Genomic DNA, 25,358 nt, shown 5'->3' on the forward strand with positions numbered 1-25,358 from the left:
CCCGCGAGCGCCGGCGGCCTGCTTTTTGTCAGGACACCCTTTATGAGTCAGAGCAACGATCACAGCCAGTCGATACAGGAGCGGGTGGCAGCGGCCGTCCGGTCCGGTGCCGCCCTGGAGATCCAGGGCAGTGGCAGCAAGCGGTTTCTGGGCCGGACGCCGACCGGCGAACCGCTCGCCACGACCGAACACACCGGCATCGTCAATTACGAACCGACCGAACTGGTGCTGACTGCCCGCACCGGTACCCGGCTCGCTGAACTGGAACAGATACTCGCCGACGCCGGCCAAATGCTGCCCTTCGAGCCGCCGCAGTTCGGCGGCGAGGGGACCCTGGGTGGCGCCATCGCCACGGGGCTGTCCGGCCCCGCCCGCCCCTTCGCGGGCGCGGCCCGCGACCTGGTGCTGGGCTGCCGGCTGGTCAACGGCCGGGGCGAAGACGTGCATTTCGGTGGCGAGGTCATGAAGAACGTGGCCGGCTACGATGTATCCCGACTGCAGGCCGGTGCCCTGGGCACCCTGGGCGTGCTGCTGGAGGTCTCGCTGAAGGTTCTGCCCCGCCCGGAAAAGGAACTGGCGCTGGCGCTGGAACTGGACCGCGATGACGCCTTCCGGCAGGTCTCGGACTGGCAGGCCAAGGGCGCGCCGGTCACCGGCAGTGCCCACGACGGCCAGCGGCTGCACCTGCGGCTCTCCGGGTCGGCCCTGGGCGTGGACGCCGCCCGGGAGATGATCGGCGGTGAGGCGGAGGACCTTCAGTTCTGGCAGGACCTGCGTGACCATCGCCTGCCCTGGTTCCAGGACCAGGCGCAGCTCTGGCGCGTGGCGCTGCCTCCCGGTCGCCAACTGCCCGAGCAGCTGCTGCACAACGCGCTGCTGGACTGGAATGGCCAACAGGTCTGGCTCGGTGGCGAGCAGGACTTCAGTGCCCTGCATCAGGCCGCCCGCGCCGTGGGCGGTCACGCCCGCAGCTTCCGCGGCGGCGACCGCGAGGCGGACGTGCTGCCCAGCAACGGCGGCATCTTCCAGCACCTGCACCGCAACATCAAGAAGGCCTTCGACCCCGAGGGTATCCTGAACCCGGGCCGACTCTACGCAGACTTCTGAGGCCGCCATGCAGACCCATATCGCTGATTTCATCAAGGACACCGACGCCGGCAAAGAGGCCGAGCGCATCCTGCGCACCTGCACCCACTGCGGCTTCTGCCTGGCCACCTGCCCCACCTACCAGGAGTTGGGCAACGAGCTGGACAGCCCCCGCGGGCGCATCTACCTCATCAAACAGGTGCTCGAGGGCCACGAGCCCACTGGGGAGACCCAGCTGCACCTGGACCGCTGCCTCACCTGCCGCGCCTGCGAGAGCACCTGCCCCTCCGGCGTGGAATACAGCAAGCTGGCCGACATCGGCCGCGAGGTTGTGGAACAGAAGGTGCCGCGCAACGAGAAACGCGCCTTGCGCTGGTTCATCCGTACGGCTGTGCCCAACCCCAAGGTATTCTCCACGCTGATGACCCTCGGCCAGGCGGCGCGCCCCCTGGTACCCGGCGCGTTGCGCGACAAGCTGCCGGCCAAGGAATCGGCCCCGACCTGGCCCGAGGCACCCAAGCAGGCCACGCGCCGCGTGCTGCTCCTGGAAGGCTGCGCGCAGCCGGCCATGACCCCGGCCACCAATCCCGAGACCGTCCGCCTGTTGGGCGAAGCCGGCATTGAGGTGGTGCGCACACCGAAGGCCGGTTGCTGCGGCGCGCTCCATCAGCACCTGGGCGAGCCGGAAGGCGCCCACGGTTACATGAAGCGCAATATCGACGCCTGGTGGCCCGAGATCCAGAACGGCGCCGATGCCATCGTCGTCAACGCCAGCGGTTGCGGCGCCCAGGTCAAGGACTACGGGTATTTCCTGCGCAACGACCCGGACTACGCCGAGAAAGCGGCGGAGGTCGCCCGGCTGGCCGTGGACCCGGTGGAACTGATCGAGGGCATGGCAGACAGGCTAGCGCCCAGAGCCGATGCCCCCCGGCGTATCGCCTTCCACTGCCCCTGTACCCTTCAGCACGGGCAGAAGATGCCCGGGCGGGTGGAGGCGGTGCTGCGCAAGGCCGGGTTCGAACTCACGCCCATCGGTGAGCCGCACCTGTGCTGCGGGTCCGCCGGCAGCTACTCGGTCCTGCAACCGGAGATGGCCAAACGGCTGCGCCGGCGCAAGCTGGACAATATCGAGCCGGCCAAGCCGGAGATGATCGTCACCGCCAACGTGGGTTGCCAGACCCACTTGGGCGACGAGGCCAAGGTCCCCGTGCGTCATTGGGTGGAACTGCTGACGGTCCGCTGACCGCGATCGCCGGCCGGGCGGTGACAGATAACCGACCCGGCCGGTAGACTATCGGGTTACGCAATGCCCACGGGCTGACCGATCGTCACGCACCTGAAAGAGGGACCCCCATGGCCGAAGCACTCCCCCTGGTTCTGGAACCCGCGCAGCTGGAAGCCGCGCTGGCACAGCGCGATGACCTGCTGGTGGTCGATCTCAGCGATGAGAATGACTATGAGCAGGGCCACATCCCCGGGGCAGTGCACCTGCCGTTCGCTTGTCTGCTCCGTCAGGCCCCGCCGGCCATGGGGCTGCTGCCGGAAATGGACAGCCTGTCCTCGGCCCTGTCGGCGATCGGCCTTACCCCGGAGACCCACGTGGTGGCGTGCGATCGCAATGGCGGCGGCAGGGCCGGGCGCCTTGTCTGGACCCTGGACCTGCTGGGCCACCCCCATCGCTCCTGGCTCAACGGCGGTGTCGTGGCCTGGGCGGGTGAAGGGCACGCCCTGGAGGCCGGGCGGGTCGAGCCCACGCGCAGTGACTATCGGGCCGTGCTGCGACACCCCGAGTACCGCGCCGAGTGCGGCTGGCTGATGCAGCGGGTGGACAACCCCGACGTGGCGGTGCTGGATGCCCGCTCGGCACCGGAATACCGCGGTGAGGACGTACGATCCCAGCGCGGCGGGCATATCCCCGGCGCGGTCAACCTCGACTGGCTGGAAACCATGGACCGGGCCAACCACCTGAAGCTGCTGCCCGACGATACCCTGCGGGCCATGCTCGACGAGCGCGGCCTCAACCCGGAGCAAGAGGTGGTCACCCATTGTCAGACCCACCACCGTTCTTCGCTCACCTACGTCATGCTGCGCCACCTGGGCTTTGACAAGGTGCGGGGCTATGACGGCTCCTGGTCGGAATGGGGCAACCGGCCGGATACCCCGGTAGAGGACTGAAGGAGTGGCACGGGACGTGCCCGGCCGTCAGATGCCGAGCACGTCCTGCATGTCGTAGCGCCCCGGCTGCTGGCCCGCCACCCACAGGGCGGCGCGCACGGCACCGGCGGCGAAGGTCATCCGGTTGGAGGCGCGGTGGGTGATCTCGATGCGCTCACCGTTACCGGCGTACAGCACCGTGTGCTCTCCCACGATATCCCCGGCGCGGATGGTCTCGAAGCCGATGGTCTGCCGGTCGCGCTCACCGGTGCGACCCTCCCGGCCGTACACCGCACACGCTTTCAGGTCCCGGCCCAGGGCGTCGGCCACCCGCTCACCCAGCGCCAGCGCGGTCCCGGAGGGGGCATCCACCTTATGGCGGTGGTGCGCCTCGATGATCTCGATATCCACGCTGTCGCCCAGTGCCTTGGCGGCCAGCTCGGCCAGCTTCAGCGTCAGGTTGACCCCGGTGCTGTAGTTGGGGGCGAAGACCAGCGGGATGGCCTGCGCGGTGGTATCCAAGGCGGAGAGCTGCGCATCACCCAGTCCCGTAGTGCCCATCACCAGCGCGGTGCCAGTCTTGCGACAGGCGGCAAGCACGCCCTCCGTGGCCTCGGGCAGGGTGAAATCGATGAGCACGTCCGCCTCGGCCAGGGCGGCTTCCAGGTCATCGCCCACGGTCAGCCCGAGCCGGCCGATACCGGCCAGCTCGCCGGCATCGGCCCCGACAAAGGGGCTGCCCGGCCGGTCCACGGCGGCCGCCAGCTCGGCCCCTTCGGCCTCGCCCACTGCCTCGATCAGCATGCGGCCCATACGGCCGGCGGCGCCCACGATTGCAATGCGAGTGGTCATGGTCAGAGCTTCCAGTCTTCGAAGAACTTACGGGCCTTGTCCAGCCAGGAGCTGGTACGCGGGGTGTGCTTGTCGCCGGTGTCGTCCATGGTCCGGCCGAACTCCTCCAGCAATTCCTTCTGCTTCCTGGTCAGGTTGACCGGCGTCTCCACGTGCACCCGGCACAGCAGGTCGCCCTGCGGGCCGCCGCGCACCGGCTTTACCCCTTTGCCACGCACCCGGAAGACCTTGCCGGACTGGGTGCCAGCGGGGATCCGCAGGTTGACCCGACCGTCCAGCGTGGGCACTTCCACCTCACCGCCGAGGGCGGCCTTGGTGACACTGATGGGCACCTCGCAGCGCAGGTTGGCCCCGTCGCGCTGGAAGAACTCATGCTCGCGGACCATCACCTGGACGTACAGGTCGCCGGGCGGGCCGCCGTTCTCCCCCGGCTCGCCCTCGCCGGACAGGCGAATGCGATCCCCAGTGTCCACCCCGGCCGGTACCCGCACGGACAGGGTCTTCTGGGACTGTACCCGGCCGCGACCACCGCACTTGCGGCAGGGGTCGGTGATCACCGACCCGCTGCCACCGCAACGCGGGCAGGCCTGCTGGACCGAGAAGAACCCCTGCTGGATGCGCACATCCCCGTGCCCCTTACAGGTGGGACAGGTCTCGGGTTGGCTGCCCTCGGCGGTGCCCTTGCCGTCGCAGCTGTCGCACACCTCCTGGGTGGGCACGCGGATCTGCACCTCGGTGCCGCGGACGGCGTCTTCCAGGGAAAGCTCGAGGTTGTAGCGCAGGTCGGCACCGCGGAAGACGCGGCGCCCACCGCCACCGCCGCGGCGGCCACCGCCGCCGAAGATGTCGCCAAAGACATCGGAGAAGATGTCAGCGAAATCGGGCCCGCCCGGACCGCCCGGGCCACCGCCACCGCCCATGCCGGCGGACGGATCCACCCCGGCATGGCCGAACTGGTCGTAGGCTGCCCGCTTCTGCTGGTCGGACAGCACCTCGTAGGCCTCCTTGACCTCCTTGAAACGCGCCTCGGCCTCCTTGTCCCCCGGATTACGGTCCGGGTGGTACTTCATGGCCATGCGGCGGTAGGCCTTCTTGATCTCGGAGTCCGAGGCGTTACGGGCAACGCCCAAGGCTTCATAAAAATCGCGTTTCGACATGATGCAGGTTCCAGGCTTTTCAGGATGGGCCACAACGGCGAAGGCGCAGACCGGTGAGCATACCGGCCTGCGCCTCGTCCGTCAGCTTTGAGCGCTGAGCGCCGGCTTACTTGCGGTCCTGATCCTGTTCCTGATCCTTGACCTCCTCGAACTCCGCGTCGACCACGTCGTCCTCGGACTTGCCGCTGCCGGACTGCTGCTGCTCGCCGCCGGCGGCCTGTTCCGCCGCCTCTTCACCGCCCTGGGCGGCGTACATCTTCTCGGCGAGCTTGCCAGAGCGCTCGGCCAGCTGCTGGGTCTTGGCCTCGATGGCCTCCTTGTCATCGCCCTTCATGACCTCTTCCAGCTCCTTGATCGCCTCCTCGATGCCCTGCTTCTCGCCGGTGTCGATCTGGTCACCGTACTCCTTCAGGGACTTGTTGGTGGCGTGGATCATGTTGTCGGCCTGGTTCCGGGCCTCCACCAGCTCGCGGGCCTTGCGGTCCTCCTCGGCGTGGGCCTCGGCGTCCTGGACCATCTTCTCGATCTCGTCCTCGGACAGCCCGGAGGAGGCCTTGATGACGATCTTGTTCTCCTTGCCGGTGGCCTTGTCCTTGGCGGAGACGTGCAGGATGCCGTTGGCGTCGATGTCGAAGGTGACCTCGATCTGCGGCACACCACGCGGGGCCGGCGGGATGTCGGTCAGGTCGAACCGGCCCAGGCTCTTGTTGGCGCTGGCCATCTCGCGCTCACCCTGGAGCACGTGCACGGTCACCGCCCCCTGGTTGTCCTCGGCAGTAGAGAAGGTCTGCGAGGCCTTGGTCGGGATGGTAGTGTTCTTCTCGATCAGCTTGGTCATCACACCGCCCAGGGTCTCGATACCCAGGGAGAGCGGGGTGACGTCGAGCAGCAGCACGTCCTTGACGTCGCCGCCGAGCACACCGCCCTGGATGGCGGCACCCACGGCCACGGCCTCGTCCGGGTTGACGTCCTTGCGCGGCTCCTTGCCGAAGAACTCGGTGACGGCCTCCTGCACCTTGGGCATGCGGGTCTGGCCGCCCACCAGGATCACCTCGTCCACCTCGGAGGCGGACAGACCGGCGTCCTTCAGCGCCACCTTGCAGGGCTCGATGGTGCGCTTGACCAGGTCTTCCACCAGCGACTCGAGCTTGGCCCGGGTCAGCTTCACCGCCAGGTGCTTGGGACCGGCCTGGTCGGCGGTGATGTAGGGCAGGTTCACCTCGGTCTGCTGGGCGGAGGAGAGCTCGATCTTGGCCTTCTCGGCGGCCTCCTTCAGGCGCTGCATGGCCAGGCGGTCGCCGCCCAGGTCGATGCCCTGGTCCTTCTTGAACTCGGCGATCAGGTAATCGATGACCGCCCGGTCGAAGTCCTCGCCACCCAGGAAGGTGTCACCGTTGGTGGCCAGCACCTCGAACTGGTGCTCGCCGTCCACCTCGGCGATCTCGATGATGGAGATGTCGAAGGTGCCACCGCCCAGGTCGTAGACGGCCACCTTGCGATCGCCGCCCTTCTTGTCCAGGCCATAGGCCAGCGCCGCCGCGGTGGGCTCGTTGATGATGCGCTTGACCTCGAGGCCGGCGATCTTGCCCGCATCCTTGGTGGCCTGGCGCTGGGAGTCGTTGAAGTAGGCCGGCACGGTGATCACCGCCTCGGTGACGGTCTCGCCCAGGTAGTCCTCGGCGGTCTTTTTCATCTTCTGCAGCGTGCGGGCGGAGATCTCCGGCGGCGCCATCTTCTTGTCGCGCACCTCGACCCAGGCGTCACCGTTGTCCGCCTTGACGATCTTGTAGGGCATCTCGCGCACGTCGCGCTGCACCACGTCTTCCTCGAAGCGGCGGCCGATCAGGCGCTTGACCGCAAAGACGGTGTTTTCCGGGTTGGTGACCGACTGGCGCTTGGCCGGCGCCCCGGTGAGCACCTCGCCGTCTTCGGCAAAGGCCACCACGGAGGGCGTGGTGCGATCGCCTTCGCTGTTCTCCAGAACCCGGGCGCTGCCACCCTCCATGACGGCCACGCAGGAGTTGGTGGTACCCAGGTCGATGCCGATGATCTTGCTCATAAATTGCTCCTGAATGCTGGTGTCTGTTGACGCTGCCCGGGCGCGCCGCCCGGCTGCTATTCTCTGTCTGCCCCTTTACATGGGGCCGCGCCCGGACATTTCAAGGGCGCGCATGCAAATCAATCAGGCCTGCTCGTCGATGGACCCCGACTGCGGCGGCTCGGGCGCCTTCTGCGAGACCACCACCATGGCCGGCCGCAGCACCCGGTCATGCAGGGCGTAGCCCTTCTGCATCACGTTGAGCACAGTGTTGGGCTCGTGCTGATGGGAGGGCTGGGCCGCCACCGCCTCGTGGTATTCCGGGTTGAAGCGCTCACCCTCGGGGTTGACCTCCTCGACGTTGAACCGCTCCAACACCTGGCTGAGCATCTTGAGGGTCAGCTCGGAGCCCTCGAGCAGCTTCTGCGGGTCGGCGCCCTCGTCGGTGGCGGCCTTGACCCCCATCTCCAGGCTGTCCTTCACACCGAGCAGGTCACCGGCGATCTTCTCCACCGCGTACTTGCGCGCCTTCTCCACATCCGCCTGGGCACGCCGCTGGATGTTCTGCATCTCCGCCCGGGCGCGCAGGCACTCGTTCCAGTTCTCTTCGGCCTTGGCCTGCGCCTGCTCGAGGGCCTGGCGGAGTTCGGCCACCTCGTCTGCAGCCTCCTCCGCCGCCTCGTTGCCCTCCTCCGGCGTCTGCTCGTCGTTGCCGGCGGTCTGCGCCTCGCTGCGCGCCTCTTCCTCGGCTTGCTTGCGCTCGGCCTCTCGCTGCTTGTCGCTCATGCTGGTTCTCCGCGGATTTCAGGTTCGTGTGAACGGCAAAGGGGCCGCTGCCCGACGCCTTGGCGCGCACGGCCCCGCACGCCCCGCCGAGGCAGGGCGCTGGTCTAGTCAGGCATATGGGGATTCAGCGGGACTGATTCAAGGCCGCACCCAGCAACTGGGCGGTCATATCGACGATGGGGATGACCCGCTGGTAGGCCATGCGGGTGGGGCCGATGACGCCCAGCACGCCCACTGGGCGCCCCTCCACCGCGTAGCGTGCGGTGACCAGGCTGCACCCGTCGAACACGCGGTAGCCGGCCTCCTGGCCGATGAAGATCTGCACCCCCTCGGCGGACAGGCAGCGGTCCAGCAGGTGCAGGATGTCCTGCTTTTCGTTGAAGGCGCGGAAAAGCTCGCGCAGCTTGTCCACGTCAGAGAGCTCGGACAGGGCCATCAGGTTGGTCTCGCCGGCCACTACGTAGTCCTCTTCGCCCTCCGCCTCGCTGAAGACCTTTTCGCCCATCTCGAAGGCCAGTTGCATCAGCTGGTCCATGCGCTGGCGGTCGTGCTGCATGGCCTCCACCAGGGCCTGGCGCACCCGGTAGACGTCGCAGCCGCCGAACTGCGCGTTCAGGTAGTTGCTGATGGCGCGCAACTCGGACTCCTGGTAGGCACGGTCGGTCTCAATGACCCGGTTCTCCACCTCGCTCTCGTTGAGCACCACGATGGCGAGCACCCGGTTGCCGGACAGGGGCAGGAAATCGATATGGCGCAGGGCGCGCAGGTCCTGGCGCGGCACCGTGACCACCCCGGCGTAGTGGGTGAGCCCGGAAAGCAGGCTGGAGGCCGAGCCGAGCAGATCATCGGTGCGCTCACCCCCGTCCAGGCGCAGCGCCAGACGGTCCAGCTCGCGGTTGTCCCACGGCCGGGCGGTCAGCAACGTGTCGACGAAAAACCGGTAGCCCTTGTCAGTGGGCTGTCGGCCGGCGGAGGTGTGAGGGGAGCAGACGTAACCCATGTCCTCCAGCTCGGCCATCACATTACGGACCGTGGCGGAGCTGACCGACAGCCCCGAGGCCTTGAGCAAGGTGCGTGATCCCACCGGCCGGCCATCACTGATATAGCACTGCACCAGGGTCCGCAGCAGGTGGCGGGCCCGCGGGGTCAACTCCTTTGTCTCACGTGGCTGGCTCATAAGGCTATTGTACCCGCGCCCCCGCGTTGTGACAGCCATGGGGCACAGTCGCCGGTGCCGCGCTGCAAGATTGGCGATACCGCAAGGGCGTGATAACTTTGCCCGCAACATGAGCACCCCAACCCAGCATTTCCCCGTCGTTGCCATCACCGGCAAGCCGGATGACCCCAGTATCGCCGAAACGGTGCAGGGCCTGGTGGATCTGCTTCGGAGCCACCAGCGCGAGGTCATCCTGGATGAGCAGTCCACGGGTCAGCTCGGACTGCAGGGGCTCGCCACCATGGAGCGCCAGGCCCTGGGCCGGGCGGCCGACCTGGTCATCTCGGTGGGGGGCGATGGCACGCTGTTGAGCACCGCCCGCTCGCTGATCAAACATGACATTGCGATCCTGGGGGTGAACCGCGGGCGGCTCGGCTTTCTGGTAGACGTCTCCCCCGCCCGCCTGGCGCCGGAACTCGAGGCCGTGCTGGCCGGCCATTACGTGCGCGACGACCGCACGCTGCTGCTGGCCGAATCGATCAACACCGATGGCGTCCACAGCCAGGCCATGGCGCTCAACGACGTAGTACTGCACCGCTGGAACACCTCGCGGATGATCGACTTCCGCACCTACGTCAACGGGGAGCTGCTCAACGACCACCGGTCCGACGGGTTGATCATCTCCACGCCCACCGGCTCCACCGCCTACGCCATGGCCAGCGGGGGCCCGATCACCCATCCGGGAGTGGATGCCATGGTGCTGGTGCCCGTCTGCCCGCACACCCTGAGCAATCGGCCGCTGGTCATCCCGGGCAACAGTGTCGTGGAGATTGAGCTCAACGAGGGCAACACCCGGCACATCCGCGTCAGCTGTGACAGCCAGGACGACCTGGCCCTGACCGATAACGGCCGGATCCGGATCCGCAAATTCCCGCAGCAGGCACACCTCATCCACCCCGCCAGCCACGGCTACTTCGAGATTCTGCGCGCCAAGCTGCGCTGGGGTGATACCAACCTGCGCTGACACCAGAGCAAGGGAGCGCTGCCAGCCGATGCTGAGCCACATCCATATCCGCGACTTCGCCATTGTCGATCAGCTGGAACTGGACTTCGGGCCCGGCATGAATGTGTTGACCGGCGAGACCGGTGCCGGCAAATCCATCCTGCTGGACGCCCTCGGGCTGTGTCTCGGCGACAAGGCCGAAAGCGGTACCGTCCGCCCGGGTACCCAGCGCGCCGATCTGAGCGTTGGCTTCCGACTGGCCGACGACAGCCCCGTCCACGACTGGCTTGCCGAGCACGACCTGGACGAGGATGGCGACTGCATCCTTCGCCGCACGATCCACGAAAGCGGCCGCACCCGCGGCTATATCAATGGCCGTCCGGCGCCGCTGAACCTGCTGAAGGGCCTCGGCGAGCAGCTGGTCGACATTCACGGCCAGCACGCCCACCAGCTGCTGCTGCGCCGCCACGTGCAACGCCAGATCCTGGACGAACACGGCGAGGAAACCGCGCCCCTGGACCGGGTACGCGACCTCTATCAGCAGATCCGCGATGTGGACGAGGAATTGCAGGCGCTGGAGGGCGACCAGGACAGCCACGAGGACCGTATCGCCCTGCTGCGCTACCAGGTCGAGGAACTCACCGCCCTGGAGCTCACCCGAGAGGGCATCGAAGGGCTGGAGCAGGAGCAAAAGCGGCTGGCCAATGCCGGTGCGCTGATCCAGATGGCCCAGCAACTGCTCAATCAACTCTACGACGATGAGCAATCCGCGCAGGCTGCCCTCGGACGGGCGGGCCGGGAATTGGAGGAACAGGCCGGCCTCGACCCGACCCTGGACGAAGCCCGCGAGCTGTTCGCCAATGCGCTGGTCCAGGTGGAGGAAGGGTGTGATGCGCTGCGCCGCTTCGCCGACCACCTGGAGGTGGACCCGGAGCGCCTGGCCTGGGCCGAGGAGCAACTTGGCCAACTCAGCGACCTGGCCCGCAAACACCGCTGCCGGCCGGAGGCATTGCCCGAGCGACTCGATACGCTCCAGGCCGAGCTGGACAAGCTGGAAGGCGCCGGCGAGCGCGTGCAACAACTACGGGAACAGCGGCAGAGCCTGGAGCGGGCCTACCGGGACGCCGCCCTGCAGCTGAGCAACAACCGCCAGCAGAGCGCTACCGCCCTGGAAAAGCGTGTTGCCGAGCTGTTGGCGGAGCTGAGCATGGGCGGCGCGGAATTGCAGATCCAGCTCGGTCACGACCCGGACGGCGACCCCACCCCGCACGGCTTGGACCAGGTGGAGTTCCTGGTTCGCACCAACCCCGGGCAACCGGCCGGCCCGCTGGCGAAGGTCGCCTCCGGGGGCGAGCTGTCACGCCTGGGGCTGGCGTTGCAGGTCGCCAGCGCCAAGGGCACCGGCACGCCCACCCTCACCCTGGTCTTCGATGAGGCGGACAGCGGTATCGGGGGGGCGGTGGCTGAGGTGGTGGGCCGGCTGCTCGCCTCGCTGGGCCGCCGCTACCAGGTCCTGTGCATTACCCACTTGCCCCAGGTGGCGGCGCAAGCGGGCTGCCATTACCGCGTGAGCAAGCAAACCGAGGCAGAGCAGACCCGCACCCGGGTCACACCGCTGCTCGGCGAGCAGCGCATCCAGGAGGTTGCCCGCATGCTCGGCGGCGTGGAGATCAGCGACAACACCCTGGCCTCCGCCCGCGAGATGCTGGAGCGCGGCGCGGGGGCCGACACCGCCACGTCTTAGCTCCGGCGGGCCGGCCCCGCTTGCGGGTCAGCGCCGCTTGGCGGATTGGCAATTGTTGCAGATGCCGTAGAGGATCAACGCATGGTCACGCAGCTCAAAGCCGTGCTGCATGGCCACCTCGCGCTGACGGATCTCGATCAGGTAGTCCACAAACTCCTCGATGTGACCGCACTCCACGCAGATCAGGTGGTCGTGGTGGCTGCCATCATCAAGCTCGAAGACCGATTGATTGCCCTCAAAGTTGTGCCGGGTAACGATGCCCGCCGTCTCGAACTGCGTCAGCACCCGGTAGACCGTGGCCAGACCGATATCCTCGCCGGCGTCCATCAGCGCCTTGTACACGTCCTCGGCCGACATGTGGTCGTCGCGCTTCTGCTCCAGGATCTCGAGGATCTTCACCCGAGGCAGGGTCACCTTCAGGCCGGCTTTCCGAAGATTGTTGGACTCCAAGACTTCCCCCGTTCAGGCTGTGCCACAGCTGCATGAATACGCTAACATCGGCCCCCACGGCAACGCCCCCCATCCATCACGGCGGAAGACGCACATGGGCAAACGCACATTATTCGCATTATACATCACCACCACCCTTCTAGTGACCGGGTGCGCGCAGGTGGACCGCATCCCCTTCACCCATCAGCGTGATGCCCAACAGGGCAACATCATGACACAGGAGATGGTGGATGAATTGCGCCCCGGCATGTCGCAGCAGCAGGTGCGCCGGATCATGGGCCCCCCCGCTGTAGTCGACCCCTTCCGCACCGACCGCTGGGATTACGTCCATACCCTGCGCCCGGGGGGTGGCAGCATGGAGAAAAAGCGCATGACGCTGAAGTTCGAGGACGGCCGCCTGGTAGACATCAGCGGGGACTTGCGGCCGGGGCACTGGGAGGACAGCTGACCGGCGGCACCGGTCAGTTGCCCGCCGCCCGCCGGCGGCGGGACTCCTTGGGGTCCGCCTGCAGCGGGCGGTAGATTTCCACCCGGTCGTGCGGGCGCAGGGGCTCATCCAACCCACGCAGCTTACCGAACACACCCACCTTGTTAGCGCCCCCCAGGTCGATATCAGGGAAGCGCTGCAGAATACCCGAGCGTTCGATGGCCTGGCGCACGCTGGTTGCCGCCGGCACCTCGATGCTCAGCAGCACCTGCTCGTCCGGCAGCGCATAGGCCACCTCCACCGTCATCGGCGCCTCAGCCATAAACCTGCTCGGCGCGGCTGACAAAGGCGTCCACCAGGCGGTTGGCCACCTGGGTGAATACCCGTCCGAACGCCATGCCCATCAGCCGGTTGGAGAACTCGAACTCCAGGTCGAGCACGATCTTCGAGGCGTCGTCATCCAGCCGCTGGAATCGCCAGTAGCCATCCAGGCGCTTGAACGGGCCCTCCACCAGCCGGATCTCGATCATCTTGCCGTACTGGCGGCGGTTCAGGGTGGTGAAGCCTTTCTCCAACCCCCCCTTGGCAATGACGATGCGGCCTTTCACCTCGTCACTGTCCCGGGCCAGCACCTGGCTGTCCGAGCACCAGGGCAGGAACTCCTTGTACCGGTCGACATCATCCACCAGTTCGAACATCGCCTCTGCGGAGTACGGCACCAGGGCCGTGCGGGAAATGCTGGCCATGTGTCAGCTCGTCCTCAGTTGGGGCCGGGCCGGAAATTGTCAGCGAGCCGACCCGGTCAGCGCAAGACTTGCCCTCCCCCACTGGCCCCGGACCCGGCCCAGGCCTTACAATGCGCGCCGTGAGCAAGAAAAAGAAAACCCCGGAAAATGTCATCGCCCAGAACCGCAAGGCGCGCTTCGAGTTCCATATCGAAGACACCATGGAGGCGGGTCTGGCGCTGGAGGGCTGGGAGGTCAAAAGCCTCCGGGCCGGCCGCGTGAACCTGCAGGAGGCCTACGTGCTCGTCCGGCGCGGCGAGGCGTGGCTGATTGGCTGCACCATCACGCCGCTGCCCACGGCCTCCACCCACATCAAGCCCGACCCGACCCGCACCCGGCGCCTGCTCCTGCACAAAAAGGAGATCTCGCGCCTGACCGGTGCCGCGGACCGCGAGGGCTACACCGTGGTGCCGCTCGACCTGCACTGGAAGCGGGGCAAGGCCAAGCTGAGCATCGGCCTGGCCAAAGGCAAGAAGAAGCACGACAAGCGCGCCGACCAGAAGGAGCAGGACTGGCAGCGCCAGAAGCAACGCCTGATGAAACACAAGGTTTAGGCTTTAACGGGAACTCCCTACCGGCTACACTGTCTGAACAGATAACACACGGGGGCGACTTGGATTCGACGCGGGTCGTGAAACCCTAGGTGCATGCCGAGGATGCAGCTCAACCTCGTAAAACCTGCTGCCAACTTAAAATAGTTGCCAACGACGAAAACTACGCTCTGGCGGCGTAAACCCCGCCAGCCGCATTTGATCCAGTGCTTGTGCTGATCAAATTGCGGTCGTAGCTCACAAGCTAGCCACAGGGCGCTGTCCCGAGCCCTGTCGCGAAACTCAAGGGACTCGCTGTCGGCAACCTTGCCTACCGGGGTGTCGGCAGTTAAATCAAAGGGTGGGGCTAAGCATGTAGACCCGAAGGTAGATCATCCGCGGACGCGGGTTCGATTCCCGCCGCCTCCACCATACAACCACCTTCCGGCGTATCGGACAGGCAAAAGCCCTTGGGTCTCTCGCCCCAAGGGCTTTTTTGTATGCCGGCCCCGCTGGTGCCGGAATACAAGGCAAACTAGACGTAGAAATCCAGATCCTCCTGCGCCCTGAGCAACTCCCGCATGGTGATCGGGTCGTCCCCAAAGAAGAATATCAGGCCCCAGTGCGTACCGAACGCCGAGCGCTCCGGTACCGTCTCCTCGGCCGGCGCCACCAGTTCGTGCGACTCAAAATAGGGATGCTCAATGGTCTCCTTGGGCATTTCCAGCTTGCTGACCACCCGGCGGCGTGGATACACGCCGAAACAGCCCGCGTAGCCCTTGGCGTCGACCACTTCCCGCGGGAAGAAGGCATCCACCTCCTCCTTGGTGCTCTTCGGGTCGAAGACCAGCATCGATGCCTGATAGGCGCTGAAACCGTAGGCGCGCTCGATGAGTTCGAACGCCTTGAACCCGGGGGGGCGATAGGCGACCTCGCCGAAGTACATCTCGCCATCCGCGGTCACAAAATACTCCGGGTGAATCAGACCGAACTGGATGTCGAACGTCTTGATCAATTTCTCGATCTGCTTGGTGATCGCATCGCGCCAGCTCTCCAACTCCCGCGTGGCAGGCACGAATACCGAGTAGCCCAGAGTCACGTACTCGGAGATGTTCAGGAACTTGATCTGACCGTCGTGAATCCAGGCCTCGACGGCAAACTCCCAGCCATCGAGGTGGCTTTCCATCAGCAATGGATACTCCTCGTCCGGGATGAGTTCGATCTCTTCCATGCTCTTGATCATGCGGTGCCCTAGGCACCCTGCCTTGTCAAAGGCCTTAACGTGAATCGGGTCATCGGGGTCGCCGTCCAGCTTGAGCAGGGTCTGATTGACGCGCTTCATGAATCGGACGACGTCCTCCTTCTCGTGGGCTTCCTCGAATATCCCCACGCGAATGCCGCCTAGCTGGGCGCGGCGCTTCATTAGCGCCTTGTCGCGGAACAGGATGGACTGTCCGTACATACGGGGATTGTCCAGCAACACGGAATTAATCGCCCCGGCCCATTCGACCGTCTCTTCAAACAGAGGGATGGCGACATCAACGCCCTCTTCCTTGAGCCTCTCGGCAATCTCCAGGGAGCGGTCATTCAGGCGCAGGAAATCCCATGGAATGTGCGGGATCTTGTTCGCCTTACAGAAATCCTCCGCCCAGTCAGGCGCTACAACTACATAACGCCGGTCAAACTGCTGCGCTGCCTTGACGGCGTTGTAGCTCCAGCCCAGCAGGGCGATGTAGCCCTTGTTCGGGTCCTTGGGTTTCTCGGTGCCGCGGACGGAATCTAGGGTCGGATCCACCCAGGAAGAAAGGTCAGTTTGTTCCTGATCTGTCATTGATTGTGCTCCTCGTGGTTTTCGCCATGCCCTCTCCCGAGGGCATGGCGCGTGAACTTCAACGGCCCTGCGCACCCCGCCTTAGCCAGTCATGCACGAACGCCAGCTTGTGGCGGGCGTGGTTTGAAAGCACGAACGGGTAAAGGTCCGGCAACCCCATGGACCGGTTGACGTGGTTAACACCTACCGAGAGCGACGCCGCCACGTGAATCAGCCTATCCGGATCCGGCTCAGAGTAAGGGTCCCAGCCGGCGTGCGGAAGCTGTGGCAAAGAGAGCCCTGCGGCCACGAAACTGTCGGTAATGTCTGTCAGGTGCAACAGGTGGGCGGCCGTCTCCGCCCAGTCCTCGTGGGGGTGGGCCGAGGCGTAGGTGGTCAGGTAATGCTGCCGCCACTCCGGCGGCGGGCCGTTCTCAAAGTAGTACTGGAGCGATGCCCGGTAGTCGATGCGTTCATCGCCGAACATGGCCCGGAACGCGTCCAGAAAATCCTCGCGCAGGCTCAATCGCCACCACAGCATGTGCGAGATCTCGTGGCGCATGTGCCCGATCATGGTCCGATAGGGCTCTTCCAGTGCCTCGCGCCGGGCAGCGACCAGCACCGGGTCCACTTCCGCCACACTGATCGTGACCACTCCCTCGGCGTGCCCCATGGGCACGGGTGTCGGCCCCTCGGCGAGCATGTGAAACACCGGGCGCGCCCCGGGGTCCTCCGGCCGGAACCAGTGCCAGCGCCCCAGGTTATCCAGCGCCCAGCGCTTGGCCGCCTCTGTCTTCGCCCAGTTGGGGATGGCATCCGGGATAGATGGATCCGGGGCCAGCGCCGTCATGGCGCAGGAGCGGCAGAAAGCCCCCTGCTCCGGCGCGATCCAGTTGCAGCCAATAATGTCCCGGTTGACGCAGAAAGGCGGCATCGGCAGGAAAGCCCGTGCCTGGGGGTCGTAGGCGACCGGGGTGCCGTCGGCCGTGGCCAGGTTGTCGAACCAGAGCGAGCCCCCGCCGACCGGGTTGGCGAAAACGCGCATGCACAGAACTCCTGCCAGATTAGATCGTCCCCTCATACTGGGCGCAATGGGCCGGCCCGTCCAGCCACGCGGCGGCACGCAGCCACCCCCTGTCCCTCTTGAGTCCGAAAAGGACTTGCCAACTTGGTTTCGAACCGATACTATTCTTCCAACGGTTTCGATTCAAAACGGATAAACACTATGTCCTCTGGTCTGCAACCTGCTGTCGTCGGTGCCCTGATGCGCTACCTAGTGCGCGTCGGCGAGAGCAATGTCTCGCAGGATCAGGTGACACCGCTGCAGTGGATCGCGCTGAACTACTTCGCGATCGCCAACACGGCATCGCGCACGGTATCCGGCTTCGCGGCGTATAACGCCACGTCCAAGGGGACGGCATCGCAGGTGGTCAATGTCCTGGAGCGGCGGGGGCTGGTGAGCAAGACGCGCTCCAGCGAGGATGGGCGAAGTACACGGATCGCCGTCACCGAAAGGGGTGCCCGGGCGCTTCGGGACCACCCGGAAAACCGGCTGAACGAGGCGATCGGGCATCTACCGCCGGCCGACCAGGCGGCACTGGAGCGAATAGTCTCCGGGCTGCTGACCGAGTTGGAGACCGATAACCCGCAGCTGACGGTCGGCACCTGCCATGACTGCAGCTGTCTGGAGGCGGGCGGTGACGGCGCAGCCCTCTACTGTTGGCGAAAGGAACAGACCTTGCAGCAAAAAGACCTGAATCAGATTTGTGTCCAGCACGAACCGGTGGTCGGCAAGCGAAGATGAAGCCGTGGGGCGACCTACAGCGCCTCGTGCCGGGAACAGCCACTGATCGCACCAGAACCACCGCCGCACCAAATTGGGGGGGCACCATGAGCAAGCAAATCCACCAACCCCTGGGTGAACGACTCGCCTCGGCGCCGGTTACCGACAGCCGCTCCGCGCCCAGCTCCGGCTGGAACAACACCTGGACGGTTGAGCGCCAACTCTGGGAACAGCTCGGATACGGGCCCAAGGACGTTTCGGCTGAAGCCGCCAACCATGACGCCGACATCATGACGCCCTCCGCAGTCGGTCACCGGGTCCCGCCCGCCATCCGGCTGCTGACCCGATCAGTGCTGCTGCAGGCGGCCCGTGAGCGGCGGCTGGTCTCGGAAAGCGAGCTGCTGCGGGCGGTCCGCCGCTGGGTACCGGAGGCCAGTCACAGCGCCGTAGACCGGGCCCTTGAGGCCTCGGTAGAGGACGACGGCCAGAGCGGACGCCCACTGCTGGCCTCGCTGGTGACCGACGACAGCCGCGCCTGGCCCTGGCCGGGGCTGGTGGACGGGCTGGTTCGGTTCCGCCGCCCCCTGCCGCAGGCCGAACTGGAAGACTGGCCGCTGCGGGCCACCACCGAACGGCTCGCCACACTGGATTACTACGGCGCCCGCCGGGTCCCTATATCGGACCTGAGCGGCTGACCGCACCACCGGGCTCACGGAGGCAACCACGCCTGCCTCTCCTCCGGCGGCCAGCAAGGCCTGCCGCTTGCCCCCCGACTCGGGGGGTTTTTTTTGTCCGGTGCATTCAGCGCATGGGGGGTTGCGCGTCCGGCTCCGGTGCCATCAGGTGGATACCGTCGGCCAGCAGCGACACCCGCGCATCAACACCGGGGGCCAAGCCATTGCGACGCGCCGCGTGGGTGCCCACGGTAAAGTTGAGCGGCTCACCGCCGCTCAGTGCCAGCGTCACGCTGGTCTGCTCACCCAGCACCACCAGCTCGCGAACCACCCCGTCTACCGGGTTCTCCCGTTCGCCGAGCGACGGCCGCCCGCGCCGGTGCAGCAGCACGTGGGACGCCGGCGCCAACCAGCTCACGTCGCTGCCCGGCGGAAAGGCCGGGTTGTAGCCGGTCTCCAGGGTCTGTCCCTGCCACTCCAGCCAGAGCCGACCGCTGGCGGCGTTGCTGGCCAACACACGCCCGCGGAACAGGTTTTGATGGCCCACCAGGCGCGCCACGTCGGTGGAGGCCGGGTGCAGTATGAGTTCGTCCGGTGGGGCGGTCTGCAAGGTCGCACCCCGGTGCAGCACGGTGATCCGGTCCGCCAGCCGGACCGCCTCGTCCAGGTCGTGGGTGACCAGCACCAGCGGGATGGAGAGATCACTACGCAGCAACGCCAGCTCGCGCTGCAGTTTCCGCCGGGTGACCTGGTCCACCGCCGAGAAGGGCTCGTCCATCAGCAGCACCTCGGGGTCGCGGGCCAGCGCCCGTGCCAGGGCCACCCGCTGGCGCTGGCCGCCGGATAGCTCTGCCGGGAACCGGGCCTCCAGCCCCTCCAGGTGCACCTGCGCCAACAACGCCGCCGCCCGCTGCTTGCGCTCGGCCCGGGGCCGGTGCCCCATGGCCGCCACCAGGTTCTGCAGCGCGGTCAGGTGGGGGAACAGCGCGTAGTCCTGGAACACCACCCCGACCCGGCGCCGTTGCGGCGGCAGGCTGAACCCCCTGGCCGCATCAAACCAGGTGTGCTGATTGCAGCGGATGTGCCCGGCGGTGGGCCGGTAGAGCCCGGCGATGCTGCGCAGCAGAGTGGTCTTGCCGCTGCCGGAAGGCCCCACCAGCGCCAGTAACTCGCCCGGCGCACAGTCCAGTGCCGCGTCCAGCGGGATCGGCGTACGCTGGCCGAGGGTGACCGCCAGCCCCTGCTCAGACACGCACCCCCCTCCGGCGCCCGGCCAACCCGTAGACGATGCCGATGGTAATGAAGGAAATCAGCAGCAACAGCACGGACATGTTGCCCGCCGCCGCCTCGTCGAAGGCCTGCACCCGGTCGTAGATGGCGATGGCGATGGTCTTGGTTTCGCCGGAGATGCTGCCGCCCACCATGAGCACCACGCCGAACTCACCCAGGGTGTGGGCGAAGGTGAGGGCCACGGCGGAGATCAGCCCCGGCCAGGCCAGCGGCAGTTCCACCCGCCAGAAGGTCTGCCAAGTGGACAGCCCGCTGCACCAGGCCGCTTCGCGCACCTCGTGGGGGATGGCCTCGAAGGCACGCTGCAGCGGCTGCACCGCAAAGGGCAGGTTGAAGATAATCGAGGCGATGAGGATGCCTTCGAAGGTAAAGACCAGGCTCCCGCCGGTCAGCCATTGCCAGAACTGGCCGATGGGCCAGTCGCTGCCAAAGGAGACCAACAAGTAGAAGCCGAGCACGGTCGGCGGCAGCACCAGCGGCAGAGCGACCAGCGCCTCCACAAACCCCCGCCCCCGGAACCGCCGCCAAGCCAGCTGCCGGGCCACGATAATGCCCACCGGAGTGAGCACCACGCAGGTCCAGAAGGCCAGCCATAGCGAGACCTCGAGTGCCTCCCAATCCATCTACTGCACGCCCCCTGCTAGAGCAGTTGTCACCCCCGCGTTGCTCACTCCTCCTCCGGGGTGATGAAGCCATATTCGGCCAGCACTGCTCGCCCGGCCTCACTGAGCACGAAGTCGTAAAAGGCCCGGGCCGTCTCCCCCGCGCCCTTTACCAGCGCCATCCGTTGGCGCAGCGGCTCGTGCGCCTCCTCGGGCAACAGCGCCCAGTCCGACCGCCGGTCCAGCGCCGGTGCCAGCGCCAGCGACCAGGCCACAATGCCGCCATCCGCCTCCGTGGACAGCGCGAACTGCGCCGCCTGCGAGACGTTCTCGCCGAACACCAGGTGGGGCCGGATGGCCTCCCACAGGCCTGCGGACTGCAGGGCCTGCTTGGCCGCCACGCCGTAAGGCGCATGCTCCGGGTTGGCGATAGCAAAACGGCGGATCTCGCCCGCTTCCAGCGCCTCGGCCAGGCCGTCCAACCCCGCCTCCGGGTCCAGGCCGCCCTGCTTGCGCGTCATTAGCACCACCCGGCCGATGGCGTAGAGATCGCCGCCATCCTCCAGGTGACCCGACTGGTGTAGGGCGGCCACGTAGGCCTCGTCCGCCGACATGTAGACCTCGAAGGGCGCACCTTGGGCAATCTGGCGTCGGAAGTTGCCTGATGAGCCGAAGTTCAGCCGCACGCGCTGGCCGGTCTCCTCAGTGAAGCGCCCGGCCAGGTCCTCGATAGCGAACTGCAGGTCGGAGGCGGCCGCCACAGTGGGCGGGCGCTCGGCCAGGGTCGGCGTGGTCACACCGACCAGCAGCCCTGCCAACAGCGCCAGCCCCGCATACCGTAGCCGGCGATGAAGCCGGGCCCACGTGCGGCCCGCGTTAACCCATGCGCTCTGCGCAACAACCCCTGCCATACCCGGACGGCCCTCCCCTGCCCACTGACCGACGCCCGACTACCCAAAATAAGCGGAACCGCCGGGATCATGCGATGATCACCGGTGAACGAGCTTTCGCTTAGCAGCGTACCCGAACCCGGCATCGACATGACACCTGCAATCATCCAGGCCCGCAAGGCGGGTATCTATTTTCGCACCCACCGCTACGTGCACGAGCCCGATGCTGCCAGCTACGGGCTGGAGGCCGCGGACAAGCTGGGGCTGGACCCGGCGCGGGTCTTCAAGACACTGGTAGCGGTTATGGACAACAGGCGACTGGTAATGGCCATGGTACCGGTGGCGCGGCAGCTGGACCTGAAGGCGCTGGCCCGGGTGGACGGCGCCAAGAAGGCCACCATGGCCCCGCCCCGGGAGGTGGAACGGGCCACAGGCTATGTGCTGGGCGGGGTGAGCCCGCTGGGGCAGAAGCGCCCGCTAGCCGCCTTCCTGGACGAGTCCGCCATGGGCTATGCCACGGTACACGTCAGCGGGGGGCGGAGGGGCCTGGAGATCGAGTTGGCGCCGGCGGACCTGCTGTTGCTCACCGGCGGCCAGAGCGCGCCGGTGAGCCTGTAAGGGATATACCTCCCCTCTATTAAGTCAGCCCGACTGCCCCAGTCGCGACTCGAAATGGCTCGCCTCACGGGTGAAGGCACCGCTCAATGCAAACCCGTTGAGACGCCCCGTGCGACCCCGGTGCTCCATCACCACGGCGCTGCCCTCGCGCTGCGCCTCCTGCCACTCTCCCGGCGCGGTGGGCGGGAAGACGACCAGCGGGTAGGCCGGAGTCTTTATCGTGATGGTCCCCGCATCGGGGTGGTAACGCGCCTCCGTACCCGTCAGGTTATCGGCAATCACCTCCGCCTGCGCCCGCAGGGGCCGGACGTAAGGCAGCAGCCGGCCGTCGTGCTCGCTGCAGTCGCCCAGCGCGAAGACATGCGGGTTGGTGGTCCGCAGGCTGGCGTCGACCCGGATGCCCTTGTCGACCGCCAGACCGGACCGGCGTGCCAGCTCGATGTTCGGCTGGAGGCCCAGGGCGCTGACCACCACGTCCGCGGTCACCGTCTGCCCGTCATTCAGCCGCACCCTCAGGGCATCGCCCTGCACGGCCCGTTCGACCGCCTCCACCGTATGTCCGACCCGGAGGGCGACACCCCGCCCCGCCAGCGCCTCGGTGAGCCCCGCGCTGAGGGGTTCCGGCAACAGCCGGGCCAACGGCCGGTCAGCCAGGTCCACCAGCGTGATCTGATGCCCAGCAGCGGACAGATCATCGGCGAATTCGCAGCCAATGAGCCCGGCGCCCATGATCAGCACCCGGGCCTTGTCCAGGGCATCCACCCGTGAGCGCAGCGCCCGGTAGCTAACGAGATCATTCACCTGCAGCACCTCGCCGGCGGCATCCCCGCGGAGCGCCGGTTTGGGTTGGTGGGCACCGGAGGCGAGCACCAGCTCGCCGTAAGGCACGCCGCCCCTGGGGGTGATCACGCGCTTTCGATCGGTATCAATGCGCAGCACGCGGGTACGCGCCATCAGCCCGACCCCGAGGGTGGCCGCACGGTCCGGCCCGGACTGGGTGATCAGATCATCCGCACTGCGACGGCGAGCCGCCGCCGCTGACAGCTGCGGCTTGGGATAGACATCCCCGTTGCAGCGGGCAATCAGCGTGATTGCCCGCTCCGGATCGCGGGCCCGAATGGCCTCTGCCGCGGCCCAGGCCGCCATGCCCCCACCGACGATGACCACCTGCTCCGGGTCCATGGCGGTCGTGCCGGACTGCGCTGCCGGCGCCCGCTCGAACTCGGCGTCGCCCTCCGGTAGCAGTTCGAAGTCGGCCTTGCTCACGCCGCAGTCCGGGCACTCCCAGTCATCCGGGATATCCTCGTAGCGGGTGCCGGGTGGCAGGCCCCCGTCCGGGTCGCCCTTGGCCTCGTCGTAAATAAAGCCGCAGGTCCGGCACAGGTAACGTCGGTAGGGTTGCTCACTCATGGCTCTGCTCCCTCAGGCGGCGTCGAGCCGCTCCAGTTCCTTGCGAATGTGTTTGATCGCCGGGGTGACGATGGCCACGAAGTAGGACTCGCGCAGCTTGCGTTGCGCGGGTGCGTCGGCCAGGTACCCCCGGGCGCCGGCGTGCAGCATGGCCGCCTGGGAGGCCTTGAGGGCCAACTCGGAGCCCCCGTGGCGCAGTTGCAGCACGTCGGCAAACAACTCGTCGGAGTCGTCCTCCACCTCAAGCCCCAGGGTGTAGGTGGCATCGCGGGCATCGGCCAGCGCCTCCTCCAGGTCCTCGGGCTGGTCGTCCAGGTAGCGGTTCACGTGGCCGTGGGTCTGTCGCATCTCACGCATGATGTCGATGCAGCCCTGGACCAGGCCCAGCCCCATGCCCATCTGCAGCAGCACGAAGCCGGCACGGATACGGGGGACCAGCCCGGGGACGTGGTCACTGATCACGTGCTCGTCGGGGATGAAGCTGTCGCTGAAATGGCAGGCGTAGGTGCCACTGCCCTCCAGGGCGGTGAACTCGGCGCACTGTTGCAGCCGGAAGCCGGGCTGTTGGCAGTGCACCACGGCCATCAGCTTGCCGGCACCGTCCTCGCGCTCAAAGATGGCCGCGAAGGCGTGGTCGCTGGCGAGATTCGAGACCCAGGGCAGCGTGCCGTTGGCCACCCAACCGCCCGAGACGCGCCGCACGCGGATTTTCAGCGGCTCGATGGCAGCAAAGTGCTTCATGGCGTTGGACAGCCCGGTACCGCCCAGCGCCCGGCCGTCGGCCAGATCGGGCAGTAGCAGGTCGCGGGCCCGCGCATTGTCGGCGTTCTCCAGGTACCAGCACAGGGCATCCTGACACCAGACGCAAAAACCGGTGGACATGCACTCGCGGGACACCGCTTCCATGGCGCGGATGGCCTCGGCAAAGTCCGGCTGGCCGTCCGCCCGCTGCGATGCCAGGTGCTGGCGATAAGCCCCGGCCATGCCCGCCTTGTGCATGAAGGTGGCCGGGTAATGGCCCTCGCGGTCCACCGCGACGGTGTGGGGGGCGAGCTCCGACCGAACCAGGCGGGCGACCTGCTCGTTGACACTCGGGGTCTCGGGTTGGGAAACAACTCGGGCGATGGCAGACATAGTGTTCTCCTGCTGCGGCGGTGGGTCGGCGGGCGCGACGCGCTGTGGCCTCGCGCCCGGCAGGCCGGTCCCGGTCCGGGGCAGACGCCCGGGGCCGGGACCGGTGGCGATCACGCCAGGCTCACGTGCGTGGTCACCGGGTTGCGCATGGTGTTGGCCACGGGGGACCACTTGTCGGACCACTCGATCAACTCCTGCAGCTCTTCGCGGGAGCAATCGGCGTCGATATCGAACTTCACCCGGATCTCGGTGAACCCGAGCCGCTTCTCGCTGGTGTCACCGACGCCCCAGACACTGCTGATGTTGATATCCCCTTCGAGATCGGCCTCAAGCTTATAGAGGGTGATACCGCGATAGGTGGCGTTGGCGTGGATCCCCACCAGCAGGCAGGAGGCGAGCGCCGCCAGCCCCGCCTCGGAGGGGTTCGGGGCGTTGTTCTCGCCCAGCAGGGTTGGCGGCTCGTCGATCAGGTGACCGTCCAGGTCCCGGCAGTAGGTCATCATGCGGAAGATACCCTCGCACTCGGTGTGCGCCTTGAGGGTGTTGACCTTGGTCGGGTCCATCTTCGCTTTGGCACCCAGGGACTTCAGCCCCTCCAGGTCGATGGGGCGCAGGGGCTTGCGGTCGGTCTTCTCGGCTACGTTGCTCATAAGGTCCTCGTCGTCATTGTTGGCTTGGCAGGCAATGAACCCGCGGGCTCGACGACGTATTTGCACGGCCCGTGCCAGCCAGAAACGATTGCGCTAGGCAACTGTTCCCACGAACAATTTCCCCTTCCCCAAGATTTTCCCGACCGTTCCGCCCGCTACCCAAAGTCGACATTGTCGACACTGTCCTCATTGTTGCCCGCACCCGGGAGCCCCCTGTCCACGTAACCGCCCGTTTCGCCGTCCCTTTTAGAAGTGGTCCGTGTTTTGCAGCGCATCAATCAGGGTGGGCGCCGCACTGGCATCACGCCCACACCAAGAAAGGCTGGATA

General features: G+C 66.7%; 26 protein-coding genes and 1 other RNA gene. 11 read left to right on the forward strand and 16 right to left on the reverse strand.

Features of this window, described 5'->3' with window-relative positions; genetic code table 11:
• Positions 1-42: 42 nt before the first annotated feature.
• The 3 genes from glcE (at position 43) to DFR31_RS03295 (ending at position 3,261) form a co-directional block, all read left to right on the forward strand.
• Positions 43-1,107: a glycolate oxidase subunit GlcE gene (glcE, locus tag DFR31_RS03285; RefSeq protein WP_121441218.1), complete on the forward strand. Its 1,065-nt coding sequence runs from the start codon at positions 43-45 to the stop codon at positions 1,105-1,107.
• 7 nt (positions 1,108-1,114) lie between these two features.
• Positions 1,115-2,329: a glycolate oxidase subunit GlcF gene (glcF, locus tag DFR31_RS03290; RefSeq protein WP_121441219.1), complete on the forward strand. Its 1,215-nt coding sequence runs from the start codon at positions 1,115-1,117 to the stop codon at positions 2,327-2,329.
• A 110-nt stretch (positions 2,330-2,439) separates the two neighbouring features.
• The gene (locus DFR31_RS03295) at positions 2,440-3,261 is read left to right on the forward strand and encodes a sulfurtransferase (protein WP_121441220.1); all 822 of its coding nucleotides are present in this window, start codon (positions 2,440-2,442) and stop codon (positions 3,259-3,261) included.
• 27 nt (positions 3,262-3,288) lie between these two features.
• Here DFR31_RS03295 and dapB read toward each other — a convergent pair whose 3' ends face one another.
• From dapB to hrcA, 5 genes are all read right to left on the reverse strand, one after another.
• Positions 3,289-4,092 (reverse strand): 4-hydroxy-tetrahydrodipicolinate reductase, encoded by an 804-nt coding sequence (dapB, locus tag DFR31_RS03300; RefSeq protein WP_121441221.1) that lies wholly within the window; start codon positions 4,090-4,092, stop codon positions 3,289-3,291.
• 2 nt (positions 4,093-4,094) lie between these two features.
• Positions 4,095-5,249 (reverse strand): molecular chaperone DnaJ, encoded by a 1,155-nt coding sequence (dnaJ, locus tag DFR31_RS03305; protein WP_121441222.1) that lies wholly within the window; start codon positions 5,247-5,249, stop codon positions 4,095-4,097.
• 106 nt (positions 5,250-5,355) lie between these two features.
• Positions 5,356-7,308: a molecular chaperone DnaK gene (gene dnaK, locus DFR31_RS03310; RefSeq protein ID WP_121441223.1), complete on the reverse strand. Its 1,953-nt coding sequence runs from the start codon at positions 7,306-7,308 to the stop codon at positions 5,356-5,358.
• A gap of 123 nt (positions 7,309-7,431) precedes the next feature.
• On the reverse strand, positions 7,432-8,073 hold the full coding sequence (gene grpE / locus DFR31_RS03315; protein ID WP_121441224.1) for a nucleotide exchange factor GrpE: 642 nt from the start codon (positions 8,071-8,073) through the stop codon (positions 7,432-7,434).
• A gap of 124 nt (positions 8,074-8,197) precedes the next feature.
• Positions 8,198-9,250, reverse strand: coding sequence for a heat-inducible transcriptional repressor HrcA (hrcA, locus tag DFR31_RS03320; protein ID WP_121441225.1), 1,053 nt, complete (start codon positions 9,248-9,250; stop codon positions 8,198-8,200).
• Positions 9,251-9,359: 109 nt separating this feature from the next.
• On the opposite strand from hrcA, the gene DFR31_RS03325 reads away from it, so the two are divergent.
• Together DFR31_RS03325 and recN are read left to right on the forward strand one after the other, a co-directional pair.
• The gene (locus DFR31_RS03325) at positions 9,360-10,253 is read left to right on the forward strand and encodes an NAD(+) kinase (protein WP_121441226.1); all 894 of its coding nucleotides are present in this window, start codon (positions 9,360-9,362) and stop codon (positions 10,251-10,253) included.
• Between the two features lie 28 nt (positions 10,254-10,281).
• Positions 10,282-11,976 (forward strand): DNA repair protein RecN, encoded by a 1,695-nt coding sequence (gene recN, locus DFR31_RS03330; RefSeq protein ID WP_121441227.1) that lies wholly within the window; start codon positions 10,282-10,284, stop codon positions 11,974-11,976.
• 27 nt (positions 11,977-12,003) lie between these two features.
• Here the strand turns inward: recN and fur are convergent, their stop codons facing one another.
• Positions 12,004-12,426, reverse strand: a complete 423-nt coding sequence (gene fur, locus DFR31_RS03335; protein ID WP_121441228.1) for a ferric iron uptake transcriptional regulator — start codon at positions 12,424-12,426, stop codon at positions 12,004-12,006.
• 94 nt (positions 12,427-12,520) lie between these two features.
• On the opposite strand from fur, the gene DFR31_RS03340 reads away from it, so the two are divergent.
• On the forward strand, positions 12,521-12,874 hold the full coding sequence (locus DFR31_RS03340) for an outer membrane protein assembly factor BamE (RefSeq protein WP_170153583.1): 354 nt from the start codon (positions 12,521-12,523) through the stop codon (positions 12,872-12,874).
• A 13-nt stretch (positions 12,875-12,887) separates the two neighbouring features.
• Here the strand turns inward: DFR31_RS03340 and DFR31_RS03345 are convergent, their stop codons facing one another.
• Complete coding sequence (locus tag DFR31_RS03345) at positions 12,888-13,175, reverse strand: RnfH family protein (protein WP_121441230.1); 288 nt, start codon at positions 13,173-13,175, stop codon at positions 12,888-12,890.
• Complete coding sequence (locus DFR31_RS03350) at positions 13,168-13,599, reverse strand: type II toxin-antitoxin system RatA family toxin (protein WP_121441231.1); 432 nt, start codon at positions 13,597-13,599, stop codon at positions 13,168-13,170. Before DFR31_RS03350 ends, DFR31_RS03345 begins: the two co-directional genes overlap by 8 nt.
• A gap of 119 nt (positions 13,600-13,718) precedes the next feature.
• Between DFR31_RS03350 and smpB the strand changes: the two genes are divergently transcribed.
• Both smpB and ssrA read left to right on the forward strand, forming a co-directional pair.
• Positions 13,719-14,192, forward strand: coding sequence for an SsrA-binding protein SmpB (smpB, locus tag DFR31_RS03355; protein WP_121442153.1), 474 nt, complete (start codon positions 13,719-13,721; stop codon positions 14,190-14,192).
• A gap of 50 nt (positions 14,193-14,242) precedes the next feature.
• Positions 14,243-14,600: a transfer-messenger RNA gene (ssrA, locus tag DFR31_RS03360) on the forward strand.
• A gap of 103 nt (positions 14,601-14,703) precedes the next feature.
• On the opposite strand, the gene DFR31_RS03365 is transcribed toward ssrA, so the two are convergent.
• Together DFR31_RS03365 and DFR31_RS03370 are read right to left on the reverse strand one after the other, a co-directional pair.
• Complete coding sequence (locus tag DFR31_RS03365) at positions 14,704-15,999, reverse strand: ATP-grasp domain-containing protein (RefSeq protein WP_121441232.1); 1,296 nt, start codon at positions 15,997-15,999, stop codon at positions 14,704-14,706.
• 58 nt (positions 16,000-16,057) lie between these two features.
• Entirely contained in the window at positions 16,058-17,023 is a 966-nt protein-coding gene (locus DFR31_RS03370) for a zinc-binding metallopeptidase family protein (protein ID WP_121441233.1), read from the reverse strand.
• Between the two features lie 180 nt (positions 17,024-17,203).
• On the opposite strand from DFR31_RS03370, the gene DFR31_RS03375 reads away from it, so the two are divergent.
• Entirely contained in the window at positions 17,204-17,782 is a 579-nt protein-coding gene (locus DFR31_RS03375; RefSeq protein ID WP_121441234.1) for a MarR family winged helix-turn-helix transcriptional regulator, read from the forward strand.
• 86 nt (positions 17,783-17,868) lie between these two features.
• Positions 17,869-18,456, forward strand: a complete 588-nt coding sequence (locus tag DFR31_RS03380; RefSeq protein WP_121441235.1) for a hypothetical protein — start codon at positions 17,869-17,871, stop codon at positions 18,454-18,456.
• A gap of 106 nt (positions 18,457-18,562) precedes the next feature.
• On the opposite strand, the gene DFR31_RS03385 is transcribed toward DFR31_RS03380, so the two are convergent.
• The 3 genes from DFR31_RS03385 to modA are packed head-to-tail and all read right to left on the reverse strand — an operon-like array spanning position 18,563 to position 21,238.
• On the reverse strand, positions 18,563-19,687 hold the full coding sequence (locus DFR31_RS03385; RefSeq protein WP_121441236.1) for an ABC transporter ATP-binding protein: 1,125 nt from the start codon (positions 19,685-19,687) through the stop codon (positions 18,563-18,565).
• A complete protein-coding gene (gene modB / locus DFR31_RS03390; protein WP_121441237.1) occupies positions 19,680-20,348 on the reverse strand; it encodes a molybdate ABC transporter permease subunit in 669 nt (222 codons plus the stop codon). Before modB ends, DFR31_RS03385 begins: the two co-directional genes overlap by 8 nt.
• Before the next feature lie 44 nt (positions 20,349-20,392).
• Positions 20,393-21,238 carry a molybdate ABC transporter substrate-binding protein gene (modA, locus tag DFR31_RS03395; protein ID WP_121441238.1) on the reverse strand — a complete coding sequence of 282 codons (846 nt, stop codon included), beginning with the start codon at positions 21,236-21,238 and terminating at the stop codon, positions 20,393-20,395.
• Between the two features lie 129 nt (positions 21,239-21,367).
• On the opposite strand from modA, the gene ybaK reads away from it, so the two are divergent.
• A complete protein-coding gene (gene ybaK, locus DFR31_RS03400) occupies positions 21,368-21,835 on the forward strand; it encodes a Cys-tRNA(Pro) deacylase (RefSeq protein WP_121442154.1) in 468 nt (155 codons plus the stop codon).
• Positions 21,836-21,859: 24 nt separating this feature from the next.
• Here ybaK and DFR31_RS03405 read toward each other — a convergent pair whose 3' ends face one another.
• The 3 genes from DFR31_RS03405 to DFR31_RS03415 form a co-directional block, all read right to left on the reverse strand.
• Positions 21,860-23,245, reverse strand: coding sequence for an FAD-dependent oxidoreductase (locus tag DFR31_RS03405; RefSeq protein ID WP_121441239.1), 1,386 nt, complete (start codon positions 23,243-23,245; stop codon positions 21,860-21,862).
• A 12-nt stretch (positions 23,246-23,257) separates the two neighbouring features.
• Entirely contained in the window at positions 23,258-24,379 is a 1,122-nt protein-coding gene (locus DFR31_RS03410; protein WP_121441240.1) for an acyl-CoA dehydrogenase family protein, read from the reverse strand.
• Positions 24,380-24,489: 110 nt separating this feature from the next.
• On the reverse strand, positions 24,490-25,029 hold the full coding sequence (locus DFR31_RS03415; RefSeq protein WP_121441241.1) for an OsmC family protein: 540 nt from the start codon (positions 25,027-25,029) through the stop codon (positions 24,490-24,492).
• Between the last annotated feature and the right edge of the window lie 329 nt (positions 25,030-25,358).

The organism is Alkalispirillum mobile, from assembly GCF_003664325.1.
Classification (GTDB): Bacteria; Pseudomonadota; Gammaproteobacteria; order Nitrococcales; family Halorhodospiraceae; genus Alkalilimnicola; species Alkalilimnicola mobilis.

Coding starts and splice junctions, on each gene's coding strand:
- glcE (WP_121441218.1), top strand. CDS start 43: ATGAGTCAGAGCAACGATCACAGCCAGTCGATACAGGAGCGGGTGGCA.
- glcF (WP_121441219.1), top strand. CDS start 1,115: ATGCAGACCCATATCGCTGATTTCATCAAGGACACCGACGCCGGCAAA.
- DFR31_RS03295 (WP_121441220.1), top strand. CDS start 2,440: ATGGCCGAAGCACTCCCCCTGGTTCTGGAACCCGCGCAGCTGGAAGCC.
- dapB (WP_121441221.1), bottom strand. CDS start 4,092: ATGACCACTCGCATTGCAATCGTGGGCGCCGCCGGCCGTATGGGCCGC.
- dnaJ (WP_121441222.1), bottom strand. CDS start 5,249: ATGTCGAAACGCGATTTTTATGAAGCCTTGGGCGTTGCCCGTAACGCC.
- dnaK (WP_121441223.1), bottom strand. CDS start 7,308: ATGAGCAAGATCATCGGCATCGACCTGGGTACCACCAACTCCTGCGTG.
- grpE (WP_121441224.1), bottom strand. CDS start 8,073: ATGAGCGACAAGCAGCGAGAGGCCGAGCGCAAGCAAGCCGAGGAAGAG.
- hrcA (WP_121441225.1), bottom strand. CDS start 9,250: ATGAGCCAGCCACGTGAGACAAAGGAGTTGACCCCGCGGGCCCGCCAC.
- DFR31_RS03325 (WP_121441226.1), top strand. CDS start 9,360: ATGAGCACCCCAACCCAGCATTTCCCCGTCGTTGCCATCACCGGCAAG.
- recN (WP_121441227.1), top strand. CDS start 10,282: ATGCTGAGCCACATCCATATCCGCGACTTCGCCATTGTCGATCAGCTG.
- DFR31_RS03340 (WP_170153583.1), top strand. CDS start 12,521: ATGGGCAAACGCACATTATTCGCATTATACATCACCACCACCCTTCTA.
- DFR31_RS03345 (WP_121441230.1), bottom strand. CDS start 13,175: ATGGCTGAGGCGCCGATGACGGTGGAGGTGGCCTATGCGCTGCCGGAC.
- DFR31_RS03350 (WP_121441231.1), bottom strand. CDS start 13,599: ATGGCCAGCATTTCCCGCACGGCCCTGGTGCCGTACTCCGCAGAGGCG.
- DFR31_RS03365 (WP_121441232.1), bottom strand. CDS start 15,999: ATGACAGATCAGGAACAAACTGACCTTTCTTCCTGGGTGGATCCGACC.
- DFR31_RS03370 (WP_121441233.1), bottom strand. CDS start 17,023: ATGCGCGTTTTCGCCAACCCGGTCGGCGGGGGCTCGCTCTGGTTCGAC.
- DFR31_RS03375 (WP_121441234.1), top strand. CDS start 17,204: ATGTCCTCTGGTCTGCAACCTGCTGTCGTCGGTGCCCTGATGCGCTAC.
- DFR31_RS03380 (WP_121441235.1), top strand. CDS start 17,869: ATGAGCAAGCAAATCCACCAACCCCTGGGTGAACGACTCGCCTCGGCG.
- modB (WP_121441237.1), bottom strand. CDS start 20,348: ATGGATTGGGAGGCACTCGAGGTCTCGCTATGGCTGGCCTTCTGGACC.
- modA (WP_121441238.1), bottom strand. CDS start 21,238: ATGGCAGGGGTTGTTGCGCAGAGCGCATGGGTTAACGCGGGCCGCACG.
- ybaK (WP_121442154.1), top strand. CDS start 21,368: ATGACACCTGCAATCATCCAGGCCCGCAAGGCGGGTATCTATTTTCGC.
- DFR31_RS03405 (WP_121441239.1), bottom strand. CDS start 23,245: ATGAGTGAGCAACCCTACCGACGTTACCTGTGCCGGACCTGCGGCTTT.
- DFR31_RS03410 (WP_121441240.1), bottom strand. CDS start 24,379: ATGTCTGCCATCGCCCGAGTTGTTTCCCAACCCGAGACCCCGAGTGTC.
- DFR31_RS03415 (WP_121441241.1), bottom strand. CDS start 25,029: ATGAGCAACGTAGCCGAGAAGACCGACCGCAAGCCCCTGCGCCCCATC.